We start from the raw sequence: 19,137 nt of genomic DNA on the forward strand, positions 1-19,137 counted from the left end.
ATCTGATGAACGAGCTTACAGGGTCCCACCCCTTGGTGGATGGACGCACAACTACTTCTTCGCTGGTGCGCGCCATTCAGGGCGTACGCGGCGCACACACTCCGGTTTGGTTTATGCGCCAGGCCGGCCGATCGCTGCCCGAGTACCGCGCACTGCGCACGGGCCGCGACATGATCGAGTGCTGCCTCGACCCCGCCACCGCAGCAGAGATCACCTGCCAGCCGGTGCGGCGCCACGGCGTTGACGCCGCGGTATTCTTCAGCGACATCATCGTGCCGCTGAAGCTCGCCGGCGTGCCCGTCGAACTCGTGGCCGGTCGCGGCCCGGTGTTCGCAGAGCCCGCCCGCACCGCAGCAGATATCGCAACGCTGCGCCGCGAGTGCACGGTCGAGCGGCTGCGCGAAAACCTCGCACCGATCACCGAGGCCGTGCGCCTGGCCACCGACGAACTGGGCAGCACCCCGCTGATCGGCTTCGCCGGCGCACCGTTCACGCTCGCGGCCTACCTCGTCGAGGGTGGCCCGTCGAAGGACCACATGCGCGCTCGCACCCTGATGCACGCAGACCCCGCCGCGTGGGCCGAGCTCACCGCGTGGGCCGCCGAACTCAGCGGAGTGTTCCTCGAAGCCCAGGTACAGGCGGGCGCGAGTGCCGTGCAGCTGTTCGATTCGTGGGCGGGCTCGCTCTCGGTCGACGACTACCGCACACACGTTGCCCCGGCTTCGCGCCACACCCTCGAACGGGTGAACGCGCTGCACTACCGCGATGCCGAAGCCGAGGGCTACACCGCGCAGCCCATGCAGGTGCCCACAATCCACTTCGCCGTCGGATCAGGCCACCTGCTCGAAGCGCTCGGCGAGACCGCGGGTCACGCGATCGGCGTTGATTGGCGCACCCCGCTCAACGAAGCCAACACCCGACTCGGGGGGCGTTTCCCGCTGCAGGGAAACATTGATCCGGCGCTGCTGCAGGCGCCCCAAACCCAGCTCGATGCGCACGTTGACGACGTGCTCGCCCAAGGTGAGGCCGCGCCCGCGCACATTGTGAACCTGGGGCACGGGGTGCCGCCCGAGACCGACCCAGATCGACTCACCGGCATTGTCGAACGGGTGCACAGTGCCCGTTTGTGACCGAGAATTCGACGCGCTGGTGATCGGGGGCGGCGTCGCCGGCCTCGTCACCGCGCGCGATCTCGCTCGCGCAGGGCAGCGCGTCGGCCTCGTCGAACGAGGCCCGCGCCTCGGCGGGCGAGTGCGCGGATCGCGGCTCGCCGGGCTGCCCGTCGAACTGGGCGCCGAAGCCTTTGCGACCCGCACGGGGGACGTGCATATGCTGCTCGCCGAGCTCGGGCTGGGCAACCACATCGTGGCGCCGCGGCGCGATCCGGCGTGGGTGATTACGAATCAGGCGGCTCATCCGCTGCCCGAATCTGGTGTGCTGGGGATTCCCGCGCGCCCGCTGAGCGCGGCCACGATTCGCGCGATCGGCTTTGCTGCCGCGTGCCGCGTGGCTTGCGAGCCCTGGCGCCCACGCAGCAGTCACGACCCCGGGGCCTCGGTTGCGAGCGTGACCCGCGACCGTCTCGGCGTGCGTGCGCTCACCCAGCTCGTCGCACCCGTGACCGAGGGCGTGTACTCGGCGTCGCCCGAGACGCTGCCGTTCGCGGCACAAGCTGAGCTTGCCGCGGCCTATGAACGATCGGGCTCGCTCGTGCGCGCCGCCCGCGAAGTGCGTGCGTCGCGGCTCGCCGCTGGCGGGGCCGTCGCCAGCCTCACCGGGGGCATGCAGGGGCTCATCGCCGCGCTCGACGCCGACCTGCGCGACCTCGGCGTGACCGTGGTCACCGACGCCCCGGTCGACAGCGTGGCGCCGGCCGAAGCTTCGGCGAACGCGCTCAGCGGGGCCGCGTCGGATGCAGCAGCCGGTGTGGCGGCGAGCCCTGGAGCCGAGGCACCGTCACGGTGGCGCGCCAGCTGGGCCGGTGGCTCAGCCGAGGCCGCCGCGATCGTGCTTGCGATTGCGCCGCGAGAAGCGACTCGATTGCTCGCTCAGCCGGGGGCTGCGCCGACGGCGCCGACCGTGCCGACCGGTCCGACCGCGCCCGCCGCGCCGACCGCTGAAATTGCGGTCGAAACGGTCACGCTCGTGGTCGACGAGGCACAGCTCGACCAGTTTCCGCGCGGCACGGGTGCTCTGATTCGACCGGGGCACCCGCGCATCGCGGCGAAAGCGCTCACCCACGCCACCGCCAAGTGGGCGTGGCTGCGTGACGCAGCGCCCGCCGGGCGCCACGTGCTGCGGCTCTCCTACGGCACGCGGGGCCGATCGCCTGCGACCGCGCCGCTGAACGATGTCGAATCGGCGGCGCTCGCGTTGCGAGACGCCGGTGAGGTGCTGGGCGTGCCACTCGCCCCCGCATCGCTGGTGGCTCACGAGCGTGCGCGGTGGGTGATCCCCGGGCGAGCTGACGCCCCGCAACTGCCGCCGGGCCTGTTCTGCACGGGCGAAGCGGTGGCCGGCACCGGGCTCGCGAGCGTGGTGCCTCACGCCCGTCGCACCGCGCGTGACGTGCTCGCTAGGCAGCCGGTCCACCAGCGAAACCCGTGACCCGCGGCCTCCTCCTCACCCCAATCTTCCTCACCCCAATCTTCCTCACCTCAAACTCCTCAAACTCCCCAAACTTCTACGGCCCGAGCCGCTTCATCCCGCATGAATAGCGCTCCCGCCATCTCACCGTATTAGCCAGTTTCACGCTGTATCTTCTTCGCAGTTGAAAGGAATCAACCTCATGACCAGTCATCCCGTCATGGAACAGACCGGTGAACAGTCACCGTCGGGTTACACCCTCTGGGCGGTGTTTCGCCGCGACCCCGCGGCAGCGGGCACAGCTGGTGACGCCGCTGCGGGCACCGCAGAACTAACGGCGGCGGTCGACGCGGTTACCGCCTCGGGTGTGACACTGCGCGGCTGGTATGACGTGTCGGGGCTGCGCGCTGACGCCGACCTGATGGTCTGGTTGCACGGCGATACCGCCGAGGGGCTGCAATCGGCACTGCGGGTGCTGCGTCGCACCGCGCTGATCGCGGGCCTGCTGCCCACCTGGAATGCCCTCGGTGTGCACCGTGACGCCGAGTTCAACCGGGCACATGTGCCAGGGTTCTTGCGCGGCGAGGCCGCGCGTGACTGGCTCGTGCTCTACCCCTTCGTGCGCGACACCGAGTGGTACCTGCTGCCCGAGGCCGAGCGCCGTCGCATGCTCGCCGACCACGGCCGCAAGGGCGCCGAGTTTCGTGGCGTCGTCGCAAACACGGTGTCATCGTTCGCGCTCGGCGACTACGAGTGGCTGCTGCCGCTCGAGTCAGACGATCTCACCGAGCTCGTTGACCTGATGCGTGCCCTGCGCGCCACCGATGCGCGCCGCCACATGCGCGAAGAAACCCCCTTCTACACGGGCCGCCGGGTGACGACGGCCGAGGTTGCCGAGGTAATCCGATGACACTGCAGACCGTGCTCACTGCGCCCACCGCCCAGTTCGACACCGAGGCCCACGCCTATGACGCCCTCGTGCTGCTCGGCTTTGGCGGGCCCGAGGGACAAGACGATGTGATTCCGTTTCTGCGCAATGTGACGCGCGGCCGCGGCATCCCCGATGAGCGCCTCGAAGAGGTGGCCCATCACTACCGCCACTTTGGCGGCGTCAGCCCGATCAACGAACAGAACCGGCAGCTGCGCGACGCGTTGCAGGCCGAACTTGAGCGCCGTGGCATCGAGCTGCCGGTGCTGTGGGGCAACCGCAACTGGGCGCCCTACCTGCCCGAGGTGCTGGGCGATGCTGCCGCCCAGGGCCACGAGCGAGTGCTGGTGCTGCCGACGAGCGCGTTCGCGTCGTACTCGGGGTGCCGCCAGTACCAGGAGAACCTCGACGAAGCCCTCGCCGGCATCAACACCGCAACCGAGCGCCCGCGCCTCGTCGTCGACAAGGTGCGCCCCTACTTTGACCACCCCGGGTTTCTCGACCCCTGGATCACCGCCACGCGCCGCTCGATCGCCGAGCTGCTCGTACGCGAACCCGATCTCGAGGCCGCCCGCGACGTGCGCGTGATCTTCACCACGCACTCGGTGCCCAATTCATACTCGGGCGCTTTCGGCCCCGATCATGAGGCGCTCGCGGGCCAGGGCGCCTACGAGGCACAGCACCTGGCGGCCGCCGCCGAAATCGCTGCGGCCGCGTGCCCCGGCGTGACCTGGGAGCTCGCGTACCAGTCGCGCAGCGGCCCGCCCTCGCAGCCGTGGCTCGAGCCCGACATCAACGACGCTATCGCCGAGCTGCCCGCGCAGGGCGTGCGCGGCGTGGTGATCGTGCCCGTCGGATTCGTGAGCGATCACATGGAGGTGCTGTGGGATCTCGACACCGAGGCCCTCGATACCTGCGCTGAGCTGGGGCTTGCCGCGGTGCGCGTGCCAACCCCCGGCATCGACCCCGTGTACGTTGCGGGCCTCATCGATCTGGTGCTTGAGCGCCGCGACGGCACCGCCGTGGCAGATCGCCCGTCGCGCACGAATCTCGGCCCGTGGTTTGACGTCTGCGGCGCTGGCTGCTGCGAGACACCGGCTCGCGCGGCCGCCGCTGCGGCGCGCCTGAACCGGGCTGCTCACGCGCAATCAGCAGAGGCCCACCAATGACCCAGACACCGCTCGAAGACGCCGCCGAGATTGCCGTAGTTCGCGGCCCGCTTGCGGCCCGCGACGGCCTGATCCGGGTGGGCACGCGAGGCAGCGCCCTCGCCGTCACCCAAACCACCGGGGTGGCCCGCCGCATTGCGCAGGCGACCGGCAGCGAGGTCGCGCTCGTCATCATCACGACCAAGGGCGACGTGTCGACCGCCCCGCTCGCGCAGCTCGGTGGCACCGGGGTGTTTGTGAGCGCCCTGCGCGACGCCCTCATCGCAGGGCAGTGCGATCTCGCCGTGCACTCGCTGAAGGATCTGCCCACGGGCGAGTGCCCCGGCATCATCCTGGGCGCGATTCCCGAGCGGGCCGACGCGCGCGACGCACTGTGCGCGCGCGATGGGCTGACCCTCGCTGAGCTGCCTGCGGGCGCTCGTGTTGGCACCGGATCCCCGCGTCGCGCCGCCCAGATTCTGCGTATGCGGCCCGACCTCGAGGTGTGCGACCTGCGCGGTAACGTCGATTCGCGGCTTGCGCGCGTGGGCGCTGACCTCGACGCGGTTGTGCTGGCCGCTGCAGGCCTCATTCGCATTGGCCGCGACGCCGCCATCACCGAATATTTCGAGCTCGATCGGGCACCGGCGGCGCCGGGGCAGGGCGCGCTCGCGGTCGAGGCGCGCTCAACCGAGACGAGCACCGCCATCGCGGCGGGGCTCGCCGCGCTCGACGACGCCGAAGCGCGCGCGTGTGCACTCGCCGAGCGCAGCATTCTCGCGGGGCTCGAAGCCGGGTGCCAGGCCCCGGTGGGCGCGTGGGCTCGCTGCGACGGTGACCAGCTCGTGCTCACGGGCGAGGTGTACCGCGTTGACGGCAGCGAACAGCTCACCGAAACGCGCACCGCAGCATGGGGTGCTCAACCTGACGACCAGCTCGCCGCGGCGCAGCTCGGCGTTGACGTGGCACAGCAGCTGCTGCAGGGCGGCGCCATCGAACTCGCCCCGCCGGGCACCCTCGGCGTGATGACGCTCTCAGTCCAGGCCTCGGCCGACACCGTCACTGAAACCTCTGACTCAGGAGCCACGCGATGATCGCGCACGTGAAACAGCCCCTCCTTTCGCTGCGGGGGCTGCGCATTCTGATTCCGCGAGGCGGTGACCTGGGCGCCGCACTGCACGACAAAATCGTGGCCCGCGGCGGAATCCCCACGATCGCACCCCTGCTCGAAACGGCCCCTCCGGCAGACCCCGCAGCCTTCGCGGCCGCGGTGGCGCGGTGGAACGCGGGCGAGTACGACTGGATCGTTGTCACCAGCGCGACCACGGCCACCGCGCTCGAAGCGGCCGGTATTCAGCCCAAGCCGCAGGCGAAGACGGCGGCCGTGGGCCCCGTCACTGCGGCCGCGATTCAAGCGATCGGGTTTCCCCTCCACGTGATGCCCGGCCGCGACTACTCTGGGCGCGGTCTCGCCGAATCACTGTTGGCGGCACTGCCTGATCCGGAGCAGCGTGCGTCCACTCAGCCCGCGGGCCACCCGGCCGCGGCGCCCGTGCGCATTTTGCTGCCCGTCTCAGATCTCGCCGACGACACCGTCGAGCGTGCGCTCGTTGAGGCCGGGTACCTGGTCGATCGCGTCGGCGCGTACACGACCGCCGTCACCGACGAAATTGCGGGGCTGCGCGAACGCGCGGCAGCCGCAGCATTCGACGTCGTGCTCGCCACGAGCGGTTCGGCGGCCCGCGCGATTGCGGCGCGATTGGCTCCGCTGCCGCCCGCCACCCACATCGCCGCGATCGGGGCCCCCACGGCCCGCGCGCTCACCGCGGCCGGCCTGCGCGCCGACAGCATCGCCGTCACCTCAACCACCGACGGGCTGCTCGACGCGGTCGCCGTCGCGCTGATCGAGGGCGCCCGCGAATCATACGAACACACGCACCAAGGAGACAACCGATGACTTCCTCATTCGACAGCGGCTTGGGGATCAGGCCGCGCCGCATGCGCCGCACCCCGGCGCTGCGGCGCCTCGCGGCCGAGACCCGCGTGCACCCCGCCGAGCTGATTCTGCCGGTGTTTGTGCGCGAGGGGCTTGATGCACCGCGCCCCATCGAAGCCATGCCCGGTGTGATGCAGCACACACTCGAGTCGGTGCGCCAGGTCGCGCGCGACGCTGTTGCGGCGGGTATCGGCGGCATCATGCTGTTTGGCGTGCCCGCCACGCGCGATGCGATCGGCAGCCAGGCCGATCACCCCGAGGGCATTCTGAACCTCGCGATCGCGGCCGTGCACGAAGAAGCCGGCGACCAGCTTGTGGTGCAGGCCGACCTGTGCCTCGACGAGTTCACCGACCACGGCCACTGCGGCGTGCTCGATGCCGCGGGCGAGGTCGATAACGACGCCACCCTCACCCGCTACGAAGCCATCGCCATCACGCAGGCCCGTGCGGGCGCCGCGGTGCTCGGCGTCTCGGGCATGATGGACGGCCAGGTCGCCGCCGTGCGCACTGCGCTCGATGAGGCGGGTCACGCAGACACCGCGATTCTGGCGTACTCGGCGAAGTATGCCTCGGCGTTCTACGGGCCGTTCCGCGAGGCAGTTGACTCGCAGCTGTCGGGCAATCGCCGCGGCTACCAGCAGGATCCCGCGAACCGCCGCGAGGGCGTGCGCGAGGCCGCCCTCGATATCAACGAGGGCGCCGACATCGTGATGGTGAAGCCCGCCTCGACCTACCTCGACGTGCTTTCAGACGTCGCCGAGATGAGCCCCGTGCCCGTGTGGGCCTACCAGGTGTCGGGCGAGGCCGCGATGATCGAGGCCGCAGCCGCCAACGGCTGGATCGACCGCCGCGCCGCCATCGAGGAGTCCATCGTGAGCATCCGCCGCGCGGGCGCCGATGCTGTGCTCACGTACTTCGCACTCGAGCTCGCGGGGTGGCTGCGATGAGCGCGCACATTTCAGCACCCGCTCCCGTGAGCGCCGGATCAGCCCCCGTCAGCGCCGGCCTCGCCGCGCGCGCAAGCCAGGTGATCGTGGGCGGCGTGAACTCGCCCGTGCGCGACTTCGGCTCGGTCGGTGGTACCCCACGCTTCTTCGTGAAGGGGCGCGGCGCATGGGTGACCTGCGCCGACGGGCACGACTACGTCGACCTCGTAGCTGCGTGGGGCCCGGCGCTACTCGGGCACGCGCACCCCGACGTGATCGCTGCGGTGCAGCAGGCCGCGGCGCAGGGGCTTGGGTTTGGGGCATCGCACCCGCTCGAGGCCGAACTCGCCGAAGAAATCACCGCCCGGGTGCCGCACGCCGAGCGCCTGCGCTTCGTGTCGACGGGCACCGAGGCCACCATGACGGCGATCAGAATCGCGCGCGCGGCCACCGGCCGCCCGCTGATTGTGAAGTTCGCGGGTCACTACCACGGCCACTCCGACGGGCTGCTTGCGGCTGCCGGATCAGGCCTCGCCACCCTCGGGCTCCCCGGGTCTGCCGGGGTCACCCCCGAGACCGCCGGTCAGACCATCGTGCTGCCCTACAACGATCTGGGCGCACTCGAAGAAGCTTTCGCAAGCCACGGCGACCAAATCGCCACCGTGATCACCGAAGCGGCCGCCTGCAATATGGGCGTCGTGCCGCCCGCCGCGGGGTTCACCGCCGCGCTGACCGAGCTGTGCCACCGTCACGGTGCGCTGGTGATCAGCGATGAGGTGCTCACCGGGTTTAGGTCTGGCCCCGCTGGCTACTGGGGTGTGGAACAGGCGGCAACGCCCGACCTGGTCACCTTCGGCAAGGTTGTGGGCGGAGGTCTGCCGCTCGCCGCTGTGGGCGGGCGCGCCTCGCTGATGGAGCTGCTGGCCCCCATGGGGCCGGTCTACCAGGGCGGCACGCTGTCGGGTAATCCGGTGGCGGTGGCCGCTGGGTTGGCCACGCTGCGCGGCGCCGATGATGCGGCCTACGCACGTCTAGCTGCTGCATCAGAACAGGTGCAGGCGATGGTCAGCGCGGCGCTCACCGAGGCCGGTGTGGCGCACGTGGTGCAGACCGCTGGCACGCTGTTCAGTGTGTTCTTCGGTCGCGGCGAAGTGAGTGCGGCTGGTGCTGGTGCTGGTGCGGCTGGTGAGCCAACCCTGGGCACTGCCGCGCCGGTGCTGGATTATGCCACCGCGCAGGCCCAGCACACCGATCGGTACCGCGCGTTCTTCACCGCGATGCTTGAGAACGGTGTGTCGCTGCCCCCGAGCCCCTTCGAGGCCTGGTTTGTGACGGCGGCCCACGATGAGGCCGCGCTGGCGCACATCCGTGCGGCTCTGCCGGCGGCGGCCGCGGCCGCGGCGGCGGTTCCCGCGCTGTAGTCGGGTGGCTGCAGCCTCTTTTAGGGGCAGCGGCCACCCCTGACAGGAAGTTTCAGTAACTCCGGAGGAATCAGCCGGTTTCCTCCGGACTTACTGAAACTTCCTTTTTTGATGCGCGGGGCAGGTCAGCTCAGGGAAGGGCGGGCAGGTCGAAGCTGGGCACTGCAGGGGTGGGCTTTCGCTACGGTCAGAGATTTGACCAGAACCAGATGAATATCACCCAAATCAACTGGGCGGCATGAAATCTCTGCGCCTAGCGAAATGGGCTTCGCGTGAGGCACCCCCAAAACACAAAAAAGCTTCGGCCCAGGGAAAACCCTGGGCCGAAGCTCTTTCACACCGTGCTTAGATGCGCGCGGTGAGCGCCTCAACGGCCGCTTCGAAGAAGCGCAGACCATCAAGGCCCGAACGCATAGCGTCGGGCGTGTCGGGGCCAAAACCGGCCTCGACAGCGTGCTCGGGGTGCGGCATCAGGCCGACAACGTTGCCGCGCTCGTTGGTGAGCCCTGCAATGTCATTGACCGAACCGTTGGGGTTCACACCGGCGTAGCGGAAAGCGATGAGGCCGTCGCCCTCGAGGCGCTTGAGCGTCTCGTCGTTCGCGATGTAGCCGCCGTCACCGTTCTTCAGCGGGATGACAATCTCTTCACCCTTGGTGAAGCGGTGCGTCCACGCGGTGTCAGCGTTCTCAACGATCAGCTTCTGATCGCGGCGAATGAACTGCTGGTGTGCGTTGCGAATCAGACCGCCAGGAAGCAGATGAGCCTCAACGAGTACCTGGAAGCCGTTGCAAATGCCCAGCACGGGCATGCCCGCGTTTGCGGCTGCAACAACCTCGGTCATGATCGGTGCAATTGCAGCGATCGCGCCGGGGCGCAGGTAATCGCCGTAGCTGAACCCACCGGGCAGCACGATCGCGTCGACACCCTGGAGGTCGTGATCGGCGTGCCACAGGGCAACGGGCTCTGCGCCAGCAATGCGAATGGCACGCTGGGCATCGCGGTCGTCAAGCGACCCGGGGAAAGTTACGACACCAATGCGGGCCGACATTATTCGGCCTCGTCCTCGAGCTCGATGAGCTCGTCGTCGACGGTGATTGCGACGACGTCCTCAATCACGTCGTTCGACAGAATCTCGTCTGCAACCTTGCACACCTCGGCGAGTACCTCAGAGGTAACTTCGCCTTCTACGGTGAACTCAAAACGCTTGCCAACGCGCACGTTCTGAAACTTTTCATAACCGAGCCGAGCTAGGGCGCCAGTAGTGGCCTTGCCCTGGGGATCGAGCAGTTCGGCCTTCGGCATGACATCAACGACAATCTTGGGCACCCGGGATCTCCGTTTCTTGTGTGAAGCTTGGTTTAATTCTCGCACATCGGGGGCGGCAGAATTCCGCCGCGCCCGCGAGGGGGTTGCTGGTGGGGGACGAACCGCGCGGGGCGGCGGCTCGTGGGTCTATGCGGTGGGTTGATCCGGATCAGCAGAACCCGCGAGGCGATCGAACAGTTCGCTGTACTGGCCGAGGGTCTGCTCGATGATTTCGGCGGGGAGTACCGGGGGAGTGCCCTGCTTGTCCCAGTTCGCAGCGAGCCAGTTGCGCACGATCTGCTTATCGAACGAGGCCAAGCGCTCAGCGCGCGGCAGCGTCTCGTCGGCGTAGCGCGCCGAATCCCAGTAGCGCGAAGAGTCGCTCGTGAGCACCTCGTCAGCGAGCACCATTTCGCCGGTGCGCGGGTCGCGGCCAAACTCAAACTTCGTGTCGGCGAGTACGACGCCGCGCGAAGCAGCGAGGGCACGGGCCTCGGTGAAAATGCGAATCGAAGTGTCGCGCAGTGCCTGCGCAACCTCGGCACCCACGAGCTCGACGCTGCGTTCGTAGGTGATGTTCTCGTCGTGCTCGCCGAGCGGCGCCTTGTAAGCGGGCGTGTAGATCGGGGGATCGAGCTGGTCGCCGTCTTGCATACCCGCGGGCAGCTCGATGCCGCAGACCGAACCGAGCTGCTGGTATTCAGCAAAGCCCGAGCCGGTGAGCGCACCGCGCACCACGCACTCGATGGGGTACATCTCGAGCTTGCGGGTGAGCATTGCGCGCGGGGCAACATCGGCCGGAATCTCGGGGAGCTCGGGCACGTGGGGCACGAGGTGGTTGGGTACGTCGATCTGCTCGAACCACCAGTTCGACAGCGCCGTGAGCACCGCGCCCTTGCCCTCGATGGGGGGCTCGAGTACGAAGTCGAACGCGCTAATGCGGTTGCTCGCGACCACGAGGAGGTACGAATCGGGACCGTTCTCGGGGACGTAGAGGTCACGCACCTTGCCCGAGTAAATGTGGGTCCATCCGGGCAGAGGCTTGGGAGTGGGAAGCTCAGTCACCTGTCCATTCTCGCACTCTCTGCGGTGCCGCGCGTCCCCAGGCCTCGGCAATCCTTTTCGACTAAAGTTCTCAATAGGAAACATCACGGGTGTGTGCCCGCAGAGGTTGACGAAGGAGCACTATGATTCCGCTGGGCCCGGTCGTTGCGAGAAGCCGAACAAAAGCCTCACGTGCAATGGTGTGGGCGTACCTCACCGATCCGAGCCTGCGCGCTCAATGGTGGGAGCCGCTGCAGTTTGATGCCGGCCTGGGCGGCTCGGTGCAGGCGCAGCGCGTGGGCGCTAATGCCGACGGCGAAGACGCTGATGCTGAGTCGCTGAGCCGCGATCTCGTGGGCGCCGTTGACGTGTGGGTTGCCGGGCACGCGCTGGGGTTCTCGTGGAAGACCGAGGATGAAGAGCGTGGCACCGCCGTGCTCGTCACCCTCAGATCACAGGGGTACCACACGGGCGTGACCGTCACCGAGACCGGGTTTGATGCCCTGCGCGAGGGCGCAGCGCGCGCTGCCGAAGCCGGTTACGACTGGAGCCGGTTTGTCGACGCGCTCGCTGAAGCCAGCCTCGTTGAAGTGGATCTCGATGCTCGTGCCGCCGTTGCAGAGGGGCAGTCGGAGAACACAGCTGGAGCTGGAGCTGGAGCGGGTGCCGCTGCTGGCGTTGCAGCCGGTGTCGTGGGTGCGGTGGCTGCCGATGCGGCGCCGACCGCAGACGACGCTGCCGCCGAGGTTGCCGCCAACGATGCAGCAGACAACACAGCTATCGACGCAGCTGACGACTCAGCGATTTCTGCTGAGGCGCAGGCCGCTGCTGAAGCTGCTGAACTTGAGCTTGCTCCGCTCGAGATCGATGGCGAGCTCGCCGAAGACGACGAGAACTTGCTCGCCGAGGCCGCTGTTGAAGTTGAAGCAGAACCCGCTGTGGGTGACCACCTCGAACTCGTGACCGGGCCCATTGCGGTGCAGGCCCCTGAGTTTTTCCACGCTGCGGTAGTCGAGAAGGAGCGCGTGCCAGTGCGCACAGATGATGCCCCCGAGGACGAAGGTCTGGTGCCGCTCGTGCTTCCCGGCCCGCCTACCGAATCGGCCTCGTCAGCGCAGCCTCACCCAGATTCGCTGCTCGAAAAAACAGCCGTGCTCGAAGAACCCGTAGTTGTTGGCGACACCGCCGCAGCGAGCGGCCGCGAAGATATTGAAGACGCGGTGGTCGTCGAAGAAATCATCATCGAAGACGCTGTCGTGTTGCCTGCCGCTGACGAGAACGCCGCAGACGGCGACGACGACGATGACAACGCCGAGCCCGATTTCGACTCGCTCATTCGGGGGCTGTAGTTTCGTAGACTGCCGCTGCAATGCAAAAGGTCGGGCCCAGCTGATGCTGGGCCCGACCTTTTGCGTTGGTGACCGCGGTGGTGTTCGCCGCGGTCACCAGTTAGGCGACGCGCGCCGCGATATCGGTGCGGTGCTGCGAGCCTTCGAGCTTGATGTGCGCTGCGGCTTCGTAGGCGCGCTCGCGTGCCTCGCCAAACGTTGCGCCACGGGCTACGACGCCGAGTACGCGGCCGCCGGTGGAGATCCAGCTGCCACCCTCGCCGCGCTCAGTGGCGGCGTGCACCACGTGTACGCCCTCAACGGCTTCGGCTGCCTCGAGGCCCGTGATCTCGCGGCCGGTGGCCGCGGTCTCGGGGTAGCCCTCGCTCGCCACAACGACGATGACCGCCGGATCGGGCGAGAACGTCGGTGCCTCAAGCTCTGCGAGCCGGCCCTCGGCCGTGGCCAGCAGGTACTCGCTGAGTGATGACTCGAGGCGGGCCAACACAACCTGCGTCTCGGGGTCACCGAAGCGTGCGTTGAACTCGATAACGCGCACACCCTTTTCGGTGACGATCAGGCCGCAGTAGAGCAGCCCGACGAACGGGGTGCCCTCTGCCTCGAGCTGGCGCACGGTGGGCACCGCGACGGTGCGGGTGATTTCTTCGACGAAGTCATCGGCTACCCAGGGCAGCGGTGAGTATGCACCCATGCCGCCCGTGTTGGGGCCCTTGTCGCCGTCAAAGATGCGCTTGTAATCTTGCGCGGGCGACAGCGGCAATACGTTGTGACCATCGGCGAGGAAGAACAGCGAAACCTCTTGGCCGTCAAGGAACTCCTCAACGAGCACGTCACCCTGCGGGGCCCAAGTGGCCACGTGGTTCAGCGCAGCGTCGCGATCGCTCGTGACGAGCACGCCCTTGCCCGCGGCGAGGCCGTCGGCCTTCACCACGTAGGGGGCACCGAATTCGTCAAGCACGCGTGCGGCGTCTTCAACGCTGGTAACGCGCTCGGCGCGGCCGGTGGGCACGTTGGCCTCATCCATGATGCGCTTCGCGAACGCCTTCGAGCCCTCGAGGGCTGCAGCCGCCTGATCGGGGCCGAATACGGCCACCCCGGCTGCGCGCAGCGGGTCAGCGACGCCCGCGACGAGCGGCGCCTCGGGCCCGATGATGACGAGGTCGAAGCCGCGCTCGGCAACGAAAGCAGCCACCACGGCGGGGTCGGTGTACGCCAACTCGGCGACTTCAACTCCGCTCGCGGCAACGCCGGCGTTTCCAGGCGCGCAAACGATCTGATGGTCGGCGGTCTCAGCGAGGAGAGCAAGGACGATGGCGTGTTCGCGGGCGCCCGGCCCCAAAACGAGGATCTTCACAGCCCCAGCCTATCCTGGGGGTGTGGCACGACGAAGAATTTCAGACCAGGATGGCCGGGCAGCGCTCGCAATAGTGCGGGCGGGAGGCGCCGCGCGACCCGCTGTGGCGACCGCGGTGAGGTATTTGCTTGAGGAGCTCGCGGCGATCGCCCCGGGCAATTCGGTTGAGGTGCGGGTGCCCCCGTTTGGGGCGACTCAGTGTGTCGCGGGGCCGCGCCACTCCCGTGGCACGCCCGCGAACGTCATCGAGATGGACGCCGAGACTTGGCTGGCGCTGGCAACTGGTGCGTTGGGGTGGGATGACGCGATGGCTGCGGCCCGGGTGATCGCCTCGGGCTCGCGGGCGACGCTCGACGGCCTGCTGCCGATCGTGCGGTCGGCTGAAGCGCCGACGCCGACAGCCTGAGCCAGCACCTCCGCAGCCGCCCGCGCAGGCCCCCGCAGTCGACGCAGAGACGCTCAGCTAGAGCCTGAGAGAATAGAGACCATGAACACCCCTGATCCCGCGACCGGTGAGCCGCGCGAGGCTCTCGACACCACCGCAGCCGAGCCCGTAGCCGCGACCATCGAGCCCGCCGTGGCCGAAGCTCCCGCTGCGCACGCTGAGCCTACTGAGCCAGCAGAGCCCGAGGCCCCCGCAGAGCGTGAGCCCGTTGTCAGCAAGATCGAACGCGAGGTGACGCTCGAGCGTGGCGTGCGCGTCGGCCGCGTCGTGATTTCGTTCACGATCGCCGGAGCATTTATCGCCATGCTGCTCGCTCTGCTCGTGCCGCTCGGCTTCGATGCCGATTACACTGTCGGCCAGATTGTGGGCTTTATGGCGCTGATTGGTGCCATTCTGGGCCTCGCGGTTGGCTGCCTGCTCGCGATTATTTTGGGAGCAATTGCAAAGCGTCGCACCGGCACCGGTGTGGCGATCCAGACAGACGTGCGATAATCGCGACATCGAACTGTTGATCGGAGCTTTCTGATGCTTGCAAATCTTGGTGGATGGCACATGTTGGTCATTCTGTTTGTCGTGCTGTTGATGTTTGGTGCACCCAAACTGCCGGGCCTCGCGAAGAGCCTGGGACAGTCGGCGCGCATCCTGAAGAAGGAAGTGCGCGGCGAAGAAGAAGCTTCGACGACGGTTCCTGCCGCCACGGCAAAGTCAGAAGAAGCTGAGCCTCAGAAGTAAAGTCCTGTCATACTGATCTGAATCCTACGATCGGAGCACACCGAATGTTCGGAAATCTTTCCGGCCCCACGCTGCTGGTGATTCTATTCATCGTCCTGCTGTTGTTTGGTGCACCCAAGCTTCCCGCGCTCGCGAAGAGCCTGGGGCAGTCGATGAAGATTCTGAAGAAGGAAGTGCGTAACGACGCTGATCCGGATCAGGAATCAGCTGCGGCATCGACCCCGCCGCCCGCGACTCCCGCGGCACCGGCAGCGCCCGCCGCTCCGGCGACCCCTGCGGCTCCCGCAGCATCGCCCGCTCCGGCGGCCGATGACCTAGGTACGCCCGGCGTCGATAAGCCGTAAGTTTCAATGAGCCGCAGGCTTCACCAAGTCTGAGACTTACACGCAGCAGGGCCCCGAGCTGAAAAGCTTCGGGGCCCTGCTGCGTTCTAGCTCTGCTGTGTCTAGCTCTGCTGCGTCGCCTCAACCCAGGCGAGGTACTCGGCGTTGATGTCACCGGTGATGTACTCGCCGGTGAAGCAGCTTTCTTCGAGCTTCGTTACCGTGTTCTGGCCCGAGAGAATGGCACGGTTCATGCCTTCGACGGTCTGGTAGACGAGGTGATCGCTGCCGAGCTGCGCGTTGATCTCATCATTGGTGCGGTTGTGCGCGATGAGTTCGTCACGGGTGGGCATGTTGATGCCGTAGACGTGCGGGAACAGCACGGGGGGAGCCGCCGAGGCGAACGTGACGCTCTTCGCGCCAGCCGCACGGGCCATCTCCACGATCTCCTTCGAGGTCGTGCCGCGCACGATCGAGTCGTCCACCAGCAGCACGTTCTTGCCCTTGAACTCAACGCTCATGGCGTTGAGCTTCTGGCGCACGCTGCGCTTGCGCACGGCCTGGCCGGGCATGATGAAGGTGCGGCCGACGTAGTGGTTCTTGAAGAACCCCTCGCGGTAGTCGATGTTGAGCTTCTGCGCGAGCTGCATAGCGCTCGGGCGGCCCGACTCAGGAATCGGCATGACCACGTCAATATCGCCCGTGGAGAGCTCGCGCTCGACCTGCTCGGCGAGCGTCTCACCGAGGCGCAGACGCGCGTCGTACACCGAGATACCGCTGAGCACCGAGTCGGGGCGTGCGAGGTAAATGTACTCGAACGCGCAGGGGATCAGCACCGGGTTCTTGGCGCACTGGCGCGACACCATGGTGCCGTCATTCGAGATGAAGATCGCCTCGCCCGGGGCGACATCGCGCACGATTTCGTAGCCACCCGATTCGAGTACGAGCGACTCTGACGCAACAATCCACTCGTCCTTGCCCTCGGCCGAGTCGCGACGACCCAGCACCAGGGGGCGAATACCGAACGGATCGCGGAAGGCGAGGAGGCCGTAGCCGGCGATCATCGCGATCGAGGCGTACGAGCCCTGCACGCGCTCGTGCAGGCGAGAAACCGCTGCGAACACCTGCTCCTCGTCGAGGCCAGGCCCCGTCATGCCGTCCTGCAGCTCGTGCGCGAGCACGTTGAGCAGCAGTTCAGTGTCGGAGTGCGTGTTCAGGTGACGGCGATCCACGTTGTAGAGATCTGCAGTGAGCTCTCGCGTGTTCGTGAGATTGCCGTTGTGTACGAGGATGATGCCGTAGGGGGCGCTCACGTAGAAGGGCTGTGCCTCTTCTTCGCGGCTGGCGTCGCCTCGGGTGGCGTAACGCACGTGGCCGAGGCCAACGTTACCCGCGAGGAGGCGCATGTCACGAGTGCGGTACGCCTCGCGTACCTGCCCCTTTGACTTCACGACGTTGAAGAAATCGCCGTCAAGCGTGGCGATGCCCGTAGAGTCTTGTCCACGGTGTTGCAATAGCAGCAGGCTGTCATAGACCTGCTGGTTAACGTGCTCAGTGGAAACGATGCCGACGATGCCGCACATACTGTGGTGTTTGCTCCCTGCGAGGTGGGTGGTGCGGGCATGATTGACCGCAGCCCCTAGTTTCGCACACGCGAGCAGGTGCGCGAGCAGGGTACTCTTATGGTGTGACCGAAAACACGTCGATTTATGCCCAATCCGGAGTTGACACCCAGGCAGGTGACCTCGCCGTCGAGCTCATGAAGTCGGCCGTGGGCCGCACGCATGGTCCTGAGGTTATCGGGGGTGTCGGCGGTTTCGCCGGTCTCTTCGATGCTTCAGCCCTCACAAAGTACAAGCACCCGCTGCTGGCCAGCTCGACCGACGGCGTCGGTACGAAGGTCGCGATTGCTCAGGCGATCGATAAGCACGACACGATTGGCCAAGACCTTGTGGCCATGGTCGTTGACGACATTGTCGTCGTGGGCGCGAAGCCTTTGTTTATGACTGATTACATCGCCTGCGGCAAGATCGTTCCGCAGCGCATCGCCGATATCGTGCGCGGTATCGCTGAGGCGTGTGAAGCGACGGGCACCGCCCTCGTGGGCGGCGAAACCGCTGAGCACCCCGGCCTGCTGGGCGTGGACGACTACGACGTTGCCGGCGCGGCAACCGGTGTGGTCGAAGCTGACAAGATGCTCAGCCCCGCACTCGTGAAGGACGGCGACGTCGTACTCGCGATGGCCGCCTCGGGTCTGCACTCGAACGGCTACTCGCTCGTGCGCCACATTCTCGCGCAGCAGGGCATCAGCTACGACCAGCATTCGAACGAGCTGGGCGCGAGCTACGGCGAAGCGCTGCTGACCCCCACGGCGCTCTACACGAGCCCGCTGCTGCGCGTGCTCGAGGATCCGACGCTCGACGGCGCGATCCACGTGCTCAGCCACGTCACGGGCGGCGGCATCGCTGCGAACCTGGCGCGCGTGCTGCCCCAGGGCTCGTGGGTTGAGGTCGACCGCACGTCGTGGTCACCGCTGCCCGTGTTCCGCCACCTCGCCGATCTCGGCGGCCACACGCTCGAATCGCTCGAGGGTGCTTGGAACCTCGGCGTCGGCATGTTCGCTGTCGTCGACGGCAAGAAGGCGCAGCACGTTGCTGCCGCGCTGACCGCTCAGGGCCTCGACACCTGGGTGGCGGGTCAGGTTTCGACCTCGACGCGCGACTTCACCGGGTTCGAACAGGGCGCTAAGGGCGTCGACGGCGGCGCGGTGCGCCTCGTCGGCTCGTACGCGAACTAACTCCCGCAATCCCTTAGATCCGGATCCCTGGCGCACTGCCGGGATCCGGATCTTTTGAGTTTCTGGGCCCGGGCCGCCTGCGCCACGAACGGATCTGCGGTCTACATCAACGCATTGCCCGGCGAGGGCGGTTAAGCGTCGGCGACGACCGCGAAGAGCGCCGGGTATTTGAGGCCGGGCCAGGTGCCGCGCAGCACCCATCCGAAGGGGGACTCTGGGGTGGCGCTGCCGAGCTCGCGCAGCACCGTGAAGCGATCTGCCTGGGGCGCCGCCTCGCCGAGCGTTGAGCCCGCCGAACCCGATCCCCACACCTTCGTGACCGTCTCGCGCTGCACGGGCGTCGACGAGTGGTCAGCGGCCACGAATACGGCTGCCTCGCGACCGCCCGTGGTAATGGTCTCGGCGAGCGCCGCCTGGTACACCGGGTCGCCGGTTGCGTCGTAGAACCAGCGCTCACCGAGCTCACTGTCCTCGGCGGTTCCGAGCAAGAACGCTTCGCCGCCTGCGAGCGGAGCCCCGCGGTAGGTGAGGGGCACGTGATAGATCGTGTCGTCGCCCGCCGTCAAAATGTGGCCCTCCATGCCGACCTCGCCAGCGGGGTCGTCGAAGCGGTATGCGCCGATCGCCTCGAGCTGTGATGCGTCGCCGTGAAACCAGTCTTGGGTGGGTAGCCAGGCGGCCAGCATCTCAAGTTTGGAGGGGCGCAGGGTCGTAGAAAAGATCAGGGCCATACCGCTGATCCTAGAGCGCCCCGCACATCTTCGCCCGTGCACACACGAAA

Annotated in this window: 20 protein-coding genes; 14 read left to right on the top strand and 6 right to left on the bottom strand. The window is 67.4% G+C overall.

Going from position 1 to position 19,137, the window contains the following annotated elements; genetic code table 11:
• Positions 1-5: 5 nt before the first annotated feature.
• The 8 genes from hemE to JOF28_RS11340 all read left to right on the top strand — a co-directional run bounded on the left by hemE (position 6) and on the right by JOF28_RS11340 (position 9,005).
• Positions 6-1,130 carry a uroporphyrinogen decarboxylase gene (gene hemE / locus JOF28_RS11305; RefSeq protein WP_209705835.1) on the top strand — a complete coding sequence of 375 codons (1,125 nt, stop codon included), beginning with the start codon at positions 6-8 and terminating at the stop codon, positions 1,128-1,130.
• Complete coding sequence (locus tag JOF28_RS11310) at positions 1,117-2,607, top strand: protoporphyrinogen/coproporphyrinogen oxidase (protein WP_209705836.1); 1,491 nt, start codon at positions 1,117-1,119, stop codon at positions 2,605-2,607. Before hemE ends, JOF28_RS11310 begins: the two co-directional genes overlap by 14 nt.
• Positions 2,608-2,788: 181 nt before the next feature.
• Entirely contained in the window at positions 2,789-3,496 is a 708-nt protein-coding gene (hemQ, locus tag JOF28_RS11315) for a hydrogen peroxide-dependent heme synthase (protein WP_209705837.1), read from the top strand.
• Positions 3,493-4,683: a ferrochelatase gene (locus tag JOF28_RS11320; RefSeq protein ID WP_209705838.1), complete on the top strand. Its 1,191-nt coding sequence runs from the start codon at positions 3,493-3,495 to the stop codon at positions 4,681-4,683. The genes hemQ and JOF28_RS11320 overlap by 4 nt, the downstream gene beginning before the upstream one ends.
• Entirely contained in the window at positions 4,680-5,756 is a 1,077-nt protein-coding gene (gene hemC / locus JOF28_RS11325; RefSeq protein WP_209705839.1) for a hydroxymethylbilane synthase, read from the top strand. The genes JOF28_RS11320 and hemC overlap by 4 nt, the downstream gene beginning before the upstream one ends.
• Entirely contained in the window at positions 5,753-6,619 is an 867-nt protein-coding gene (locus JOF28_RS11330; protein WP_209705840.1) for a uroporphyrinogen-III synthase, read from the top strand. The genes hemC and JOF28_RS11330 overlap by 4 nt, the downstream gene beginning before the upstream one ends.
• A 41-nt stretch (positions 6,620-6,660) precedes the next feature.
• Positions 6,661-7,605 carry a porphobilinogen synthase gene (gene hemB, locus JOF28_RS11335; RefSeq protein WP_209707069.1) on the top strand — a complete coding sequence of 315 codons (945 nt, stop codon included), beginning with the start codon at positions 6,661-6,663 and terminating at the stop codon, positions 7,603-7,605.
• A complete protein-coding gene (locus tag JOF28_RS11340) occupies positions 7,602-9,005 on the top strand; it encodes an aspartate aminotransferase family protein (protein ID WP_209705841.1) in 1,404 nt (467 codons plus the stop codon). Before hemB ends, JOF28_RS11340 begins: the two co-directional genes overlap by 4 nt.
• Positions 9,006-9,350: 345 nt before the next feature.
• Here JOF28_RS11340 and purQ read toward each other — a convergent pair whose 3' ends face one another.
• The 3 genes from purQ to JOF28_RS11355 all read right to left on the bottom strand — a co-directional run bounded on the left by purQ (position 9,351) and on the right by JOF28_RS11355 (position 11,377).
• Positions 9,351-10,055: a phosphoribosylformylglycinamidine synthase subunit PurQ gene (purQ, locus tag JOF28_RS11345; protein ID WP_209705842.1), complete on the bottom strand. Its 705-nt coding sequence runs from the start codon at positions 10,053-10,055 to the stop codon at positions 9,351-9,353.
• Positions 10,055-10,333: a phosphoribosylformylglycinamidine synthase subunit PurS gene (purS, locus tag JOF28_RS11350; RefSeq protein ID WP_209705843.1), complete on the bottom strand. Its 279-nt coding sequence runs from the start codon at positions 10,331-10,333 to the stop codon at positions 10,055-10,057. The genes purQ and purS overlap by 1 nt, the downstream gene beginning before the upstream one ends.
• 126 nt (positions 10,334-10,459) lie before the next feature.
• Positions 10,460-11,377 (bottom strand): phosphoribosylaminoimidazolesuccinocarboxamide synthase, encoded by a 918-nt coding sequence (locus JOF28_RS11355; protein WP_342452160.1) that lies wholly within the window; start codon positions 11,375-11,377, stop codon positions 10,460-10,462.
• Between the two features lie 122 nt (positions 11,378-11,499).
• On the opposite strand from JOF28_RS11355, the gene JOF28_RS11360 reads away from it, so the two are divergent.
• Complete coding sequence (locus JOF28_RS11360; protein WP_209705845.1) at positions 11,500-12,705, top strand: SRPBCC family protein; 1,206 nt, start codon at positions 11,500-11,502, stop codon at positions 12,703-12,705.
• Between the two features lie 100 nt (positions 12,706-12,805).
• Here JOF28_RS11360 and purD read toward each other — a convergent pair whose 3' ends face one another.
• On the bottom strand, positions 12,806-14,059 hold the full coding sequence (gene purD, locus JOF28_RS11365) for a phosphoribosylamine--glycine ligase (protein ID WP_209705846.1): 1,254 nt from the start codon (positions 14,057-14,059) through the stop codon (positions 12,806-12,808).
• 22 nt (positions 14,060-14,081) lie between these two features.
• Between purD and JOF28_RS11370 the strand changes: the two genes are divergently transcribed.
• The 4 genes from JOF28_RS11370 (at position 14,082) to tatA (JOF28_RS11385) (ending at position 15,580) form a co-directional block, all read left to right on the top strand.
• On the top strand, positions 14,082-14,465 hold the full coding sequence (locus JOF28_RS11370; protein ID WP_342452161.1) for a sterol carrier family protein: 384 nt from the start codon (positions 14,082-14,084) through the stop codon (positions 14,463-14,465).
• A gap of 81 nt (positions 14,466-14,546) precedes the next feature.
• Positions 14,547-14,996, top strand: a complete 450-nt coding sequence (locus tag JOF28_RS11375; RefSeq protein WP_209705848.1) for a hypothetical protein — start codon at positions 14,547-14,549, stop codon at positions 14,994-14,996.
• Positions 14,997-15,029: 33 nt separating this feature from the next.
• Positions 15,030-15,236: a twin-arginine translocase TatA/TatE family subunit gene (gene tatA, locus JOF28_RS11380; protein WP_209705849.1), complete on the top strand. Its 207-nt coding sequence runs from the start codon at positions 15,030-15,032 to the stop codon at positions 15,234-15,236.
• A 44-nt stretch (positions 15,237-15,280) separates the two neighbouring features.
• Positions 15,281-15,580 (top strand): twin-arginine translocase TatA/TatE family subunit, encoded by a 300-nt coding sequence (gene tatA / locus JOF28_RS11385; protein WP_209705850.1) that lies wholly within the window; start codon positions 15,281-15,283, stop codon positions 15,578-15,580.
• Between the two features lie 101 nt (positions 15,581-15,681).
• Here tatA (JOF28_RS11385) and purF read toward each other — a convergent pair whose 3' ends face one another.
• Positions 15,682-17,142: an amidophosphoribosyltransferase gene (gene purF, locus JOF28_RS11390; protein WP_209705851.1), complete on the bottom strand. Its 1,461-nt coding sequence runs from the start codon at positions 17,140-17,142 to the stop codon at positions 15,682-15,684.
• 104 nt (positions 17,143-17,246) lie between these two features.
• Here purF and purM point away from each other — a divergent pair, with 104 nt between their 5' ends.
• A complete protein-coding gene (purM, locus tag JOF28_RS11395; RefSeq protein WP_209705852.1) occupies positions 17,247-18,356 on the top strand; it encodes a phosphoribosylformylglycinamidine cyclo-ligase in 1,110 nt (369 codons plus the stop codon).
• 131 nt (positions 18,357-18,487) lie between these two features.
• On the opposite strand, the gene JOF28_RS11400 is transcribed toward purM, so the two are convergent.
• Positions 18,488-19,087: a CG0192-related protein gene (locus JOF28_RS11400; RefSeq protein ID WP_209705853.1), complete on the bottom strand. Its 600-nt coding sequence runs from the start codon at positions 19,085-19,087 to the stop codon at positions 18,488-18,490.
• Between the last annotated feature and the right edge of the window lie 50 nt (positions 19,088-19,137).

Source organism: Leucobacter exalbidus, from assembly GCF_017834145.1.
In the GTDB taxonomy this organism is placed as follows: Bacteria; Actinomycetota; Actinomycetes; order Actinomycetales; family Microbacteriaceae; genus Leucobacter; species Leucobacter exalbidus.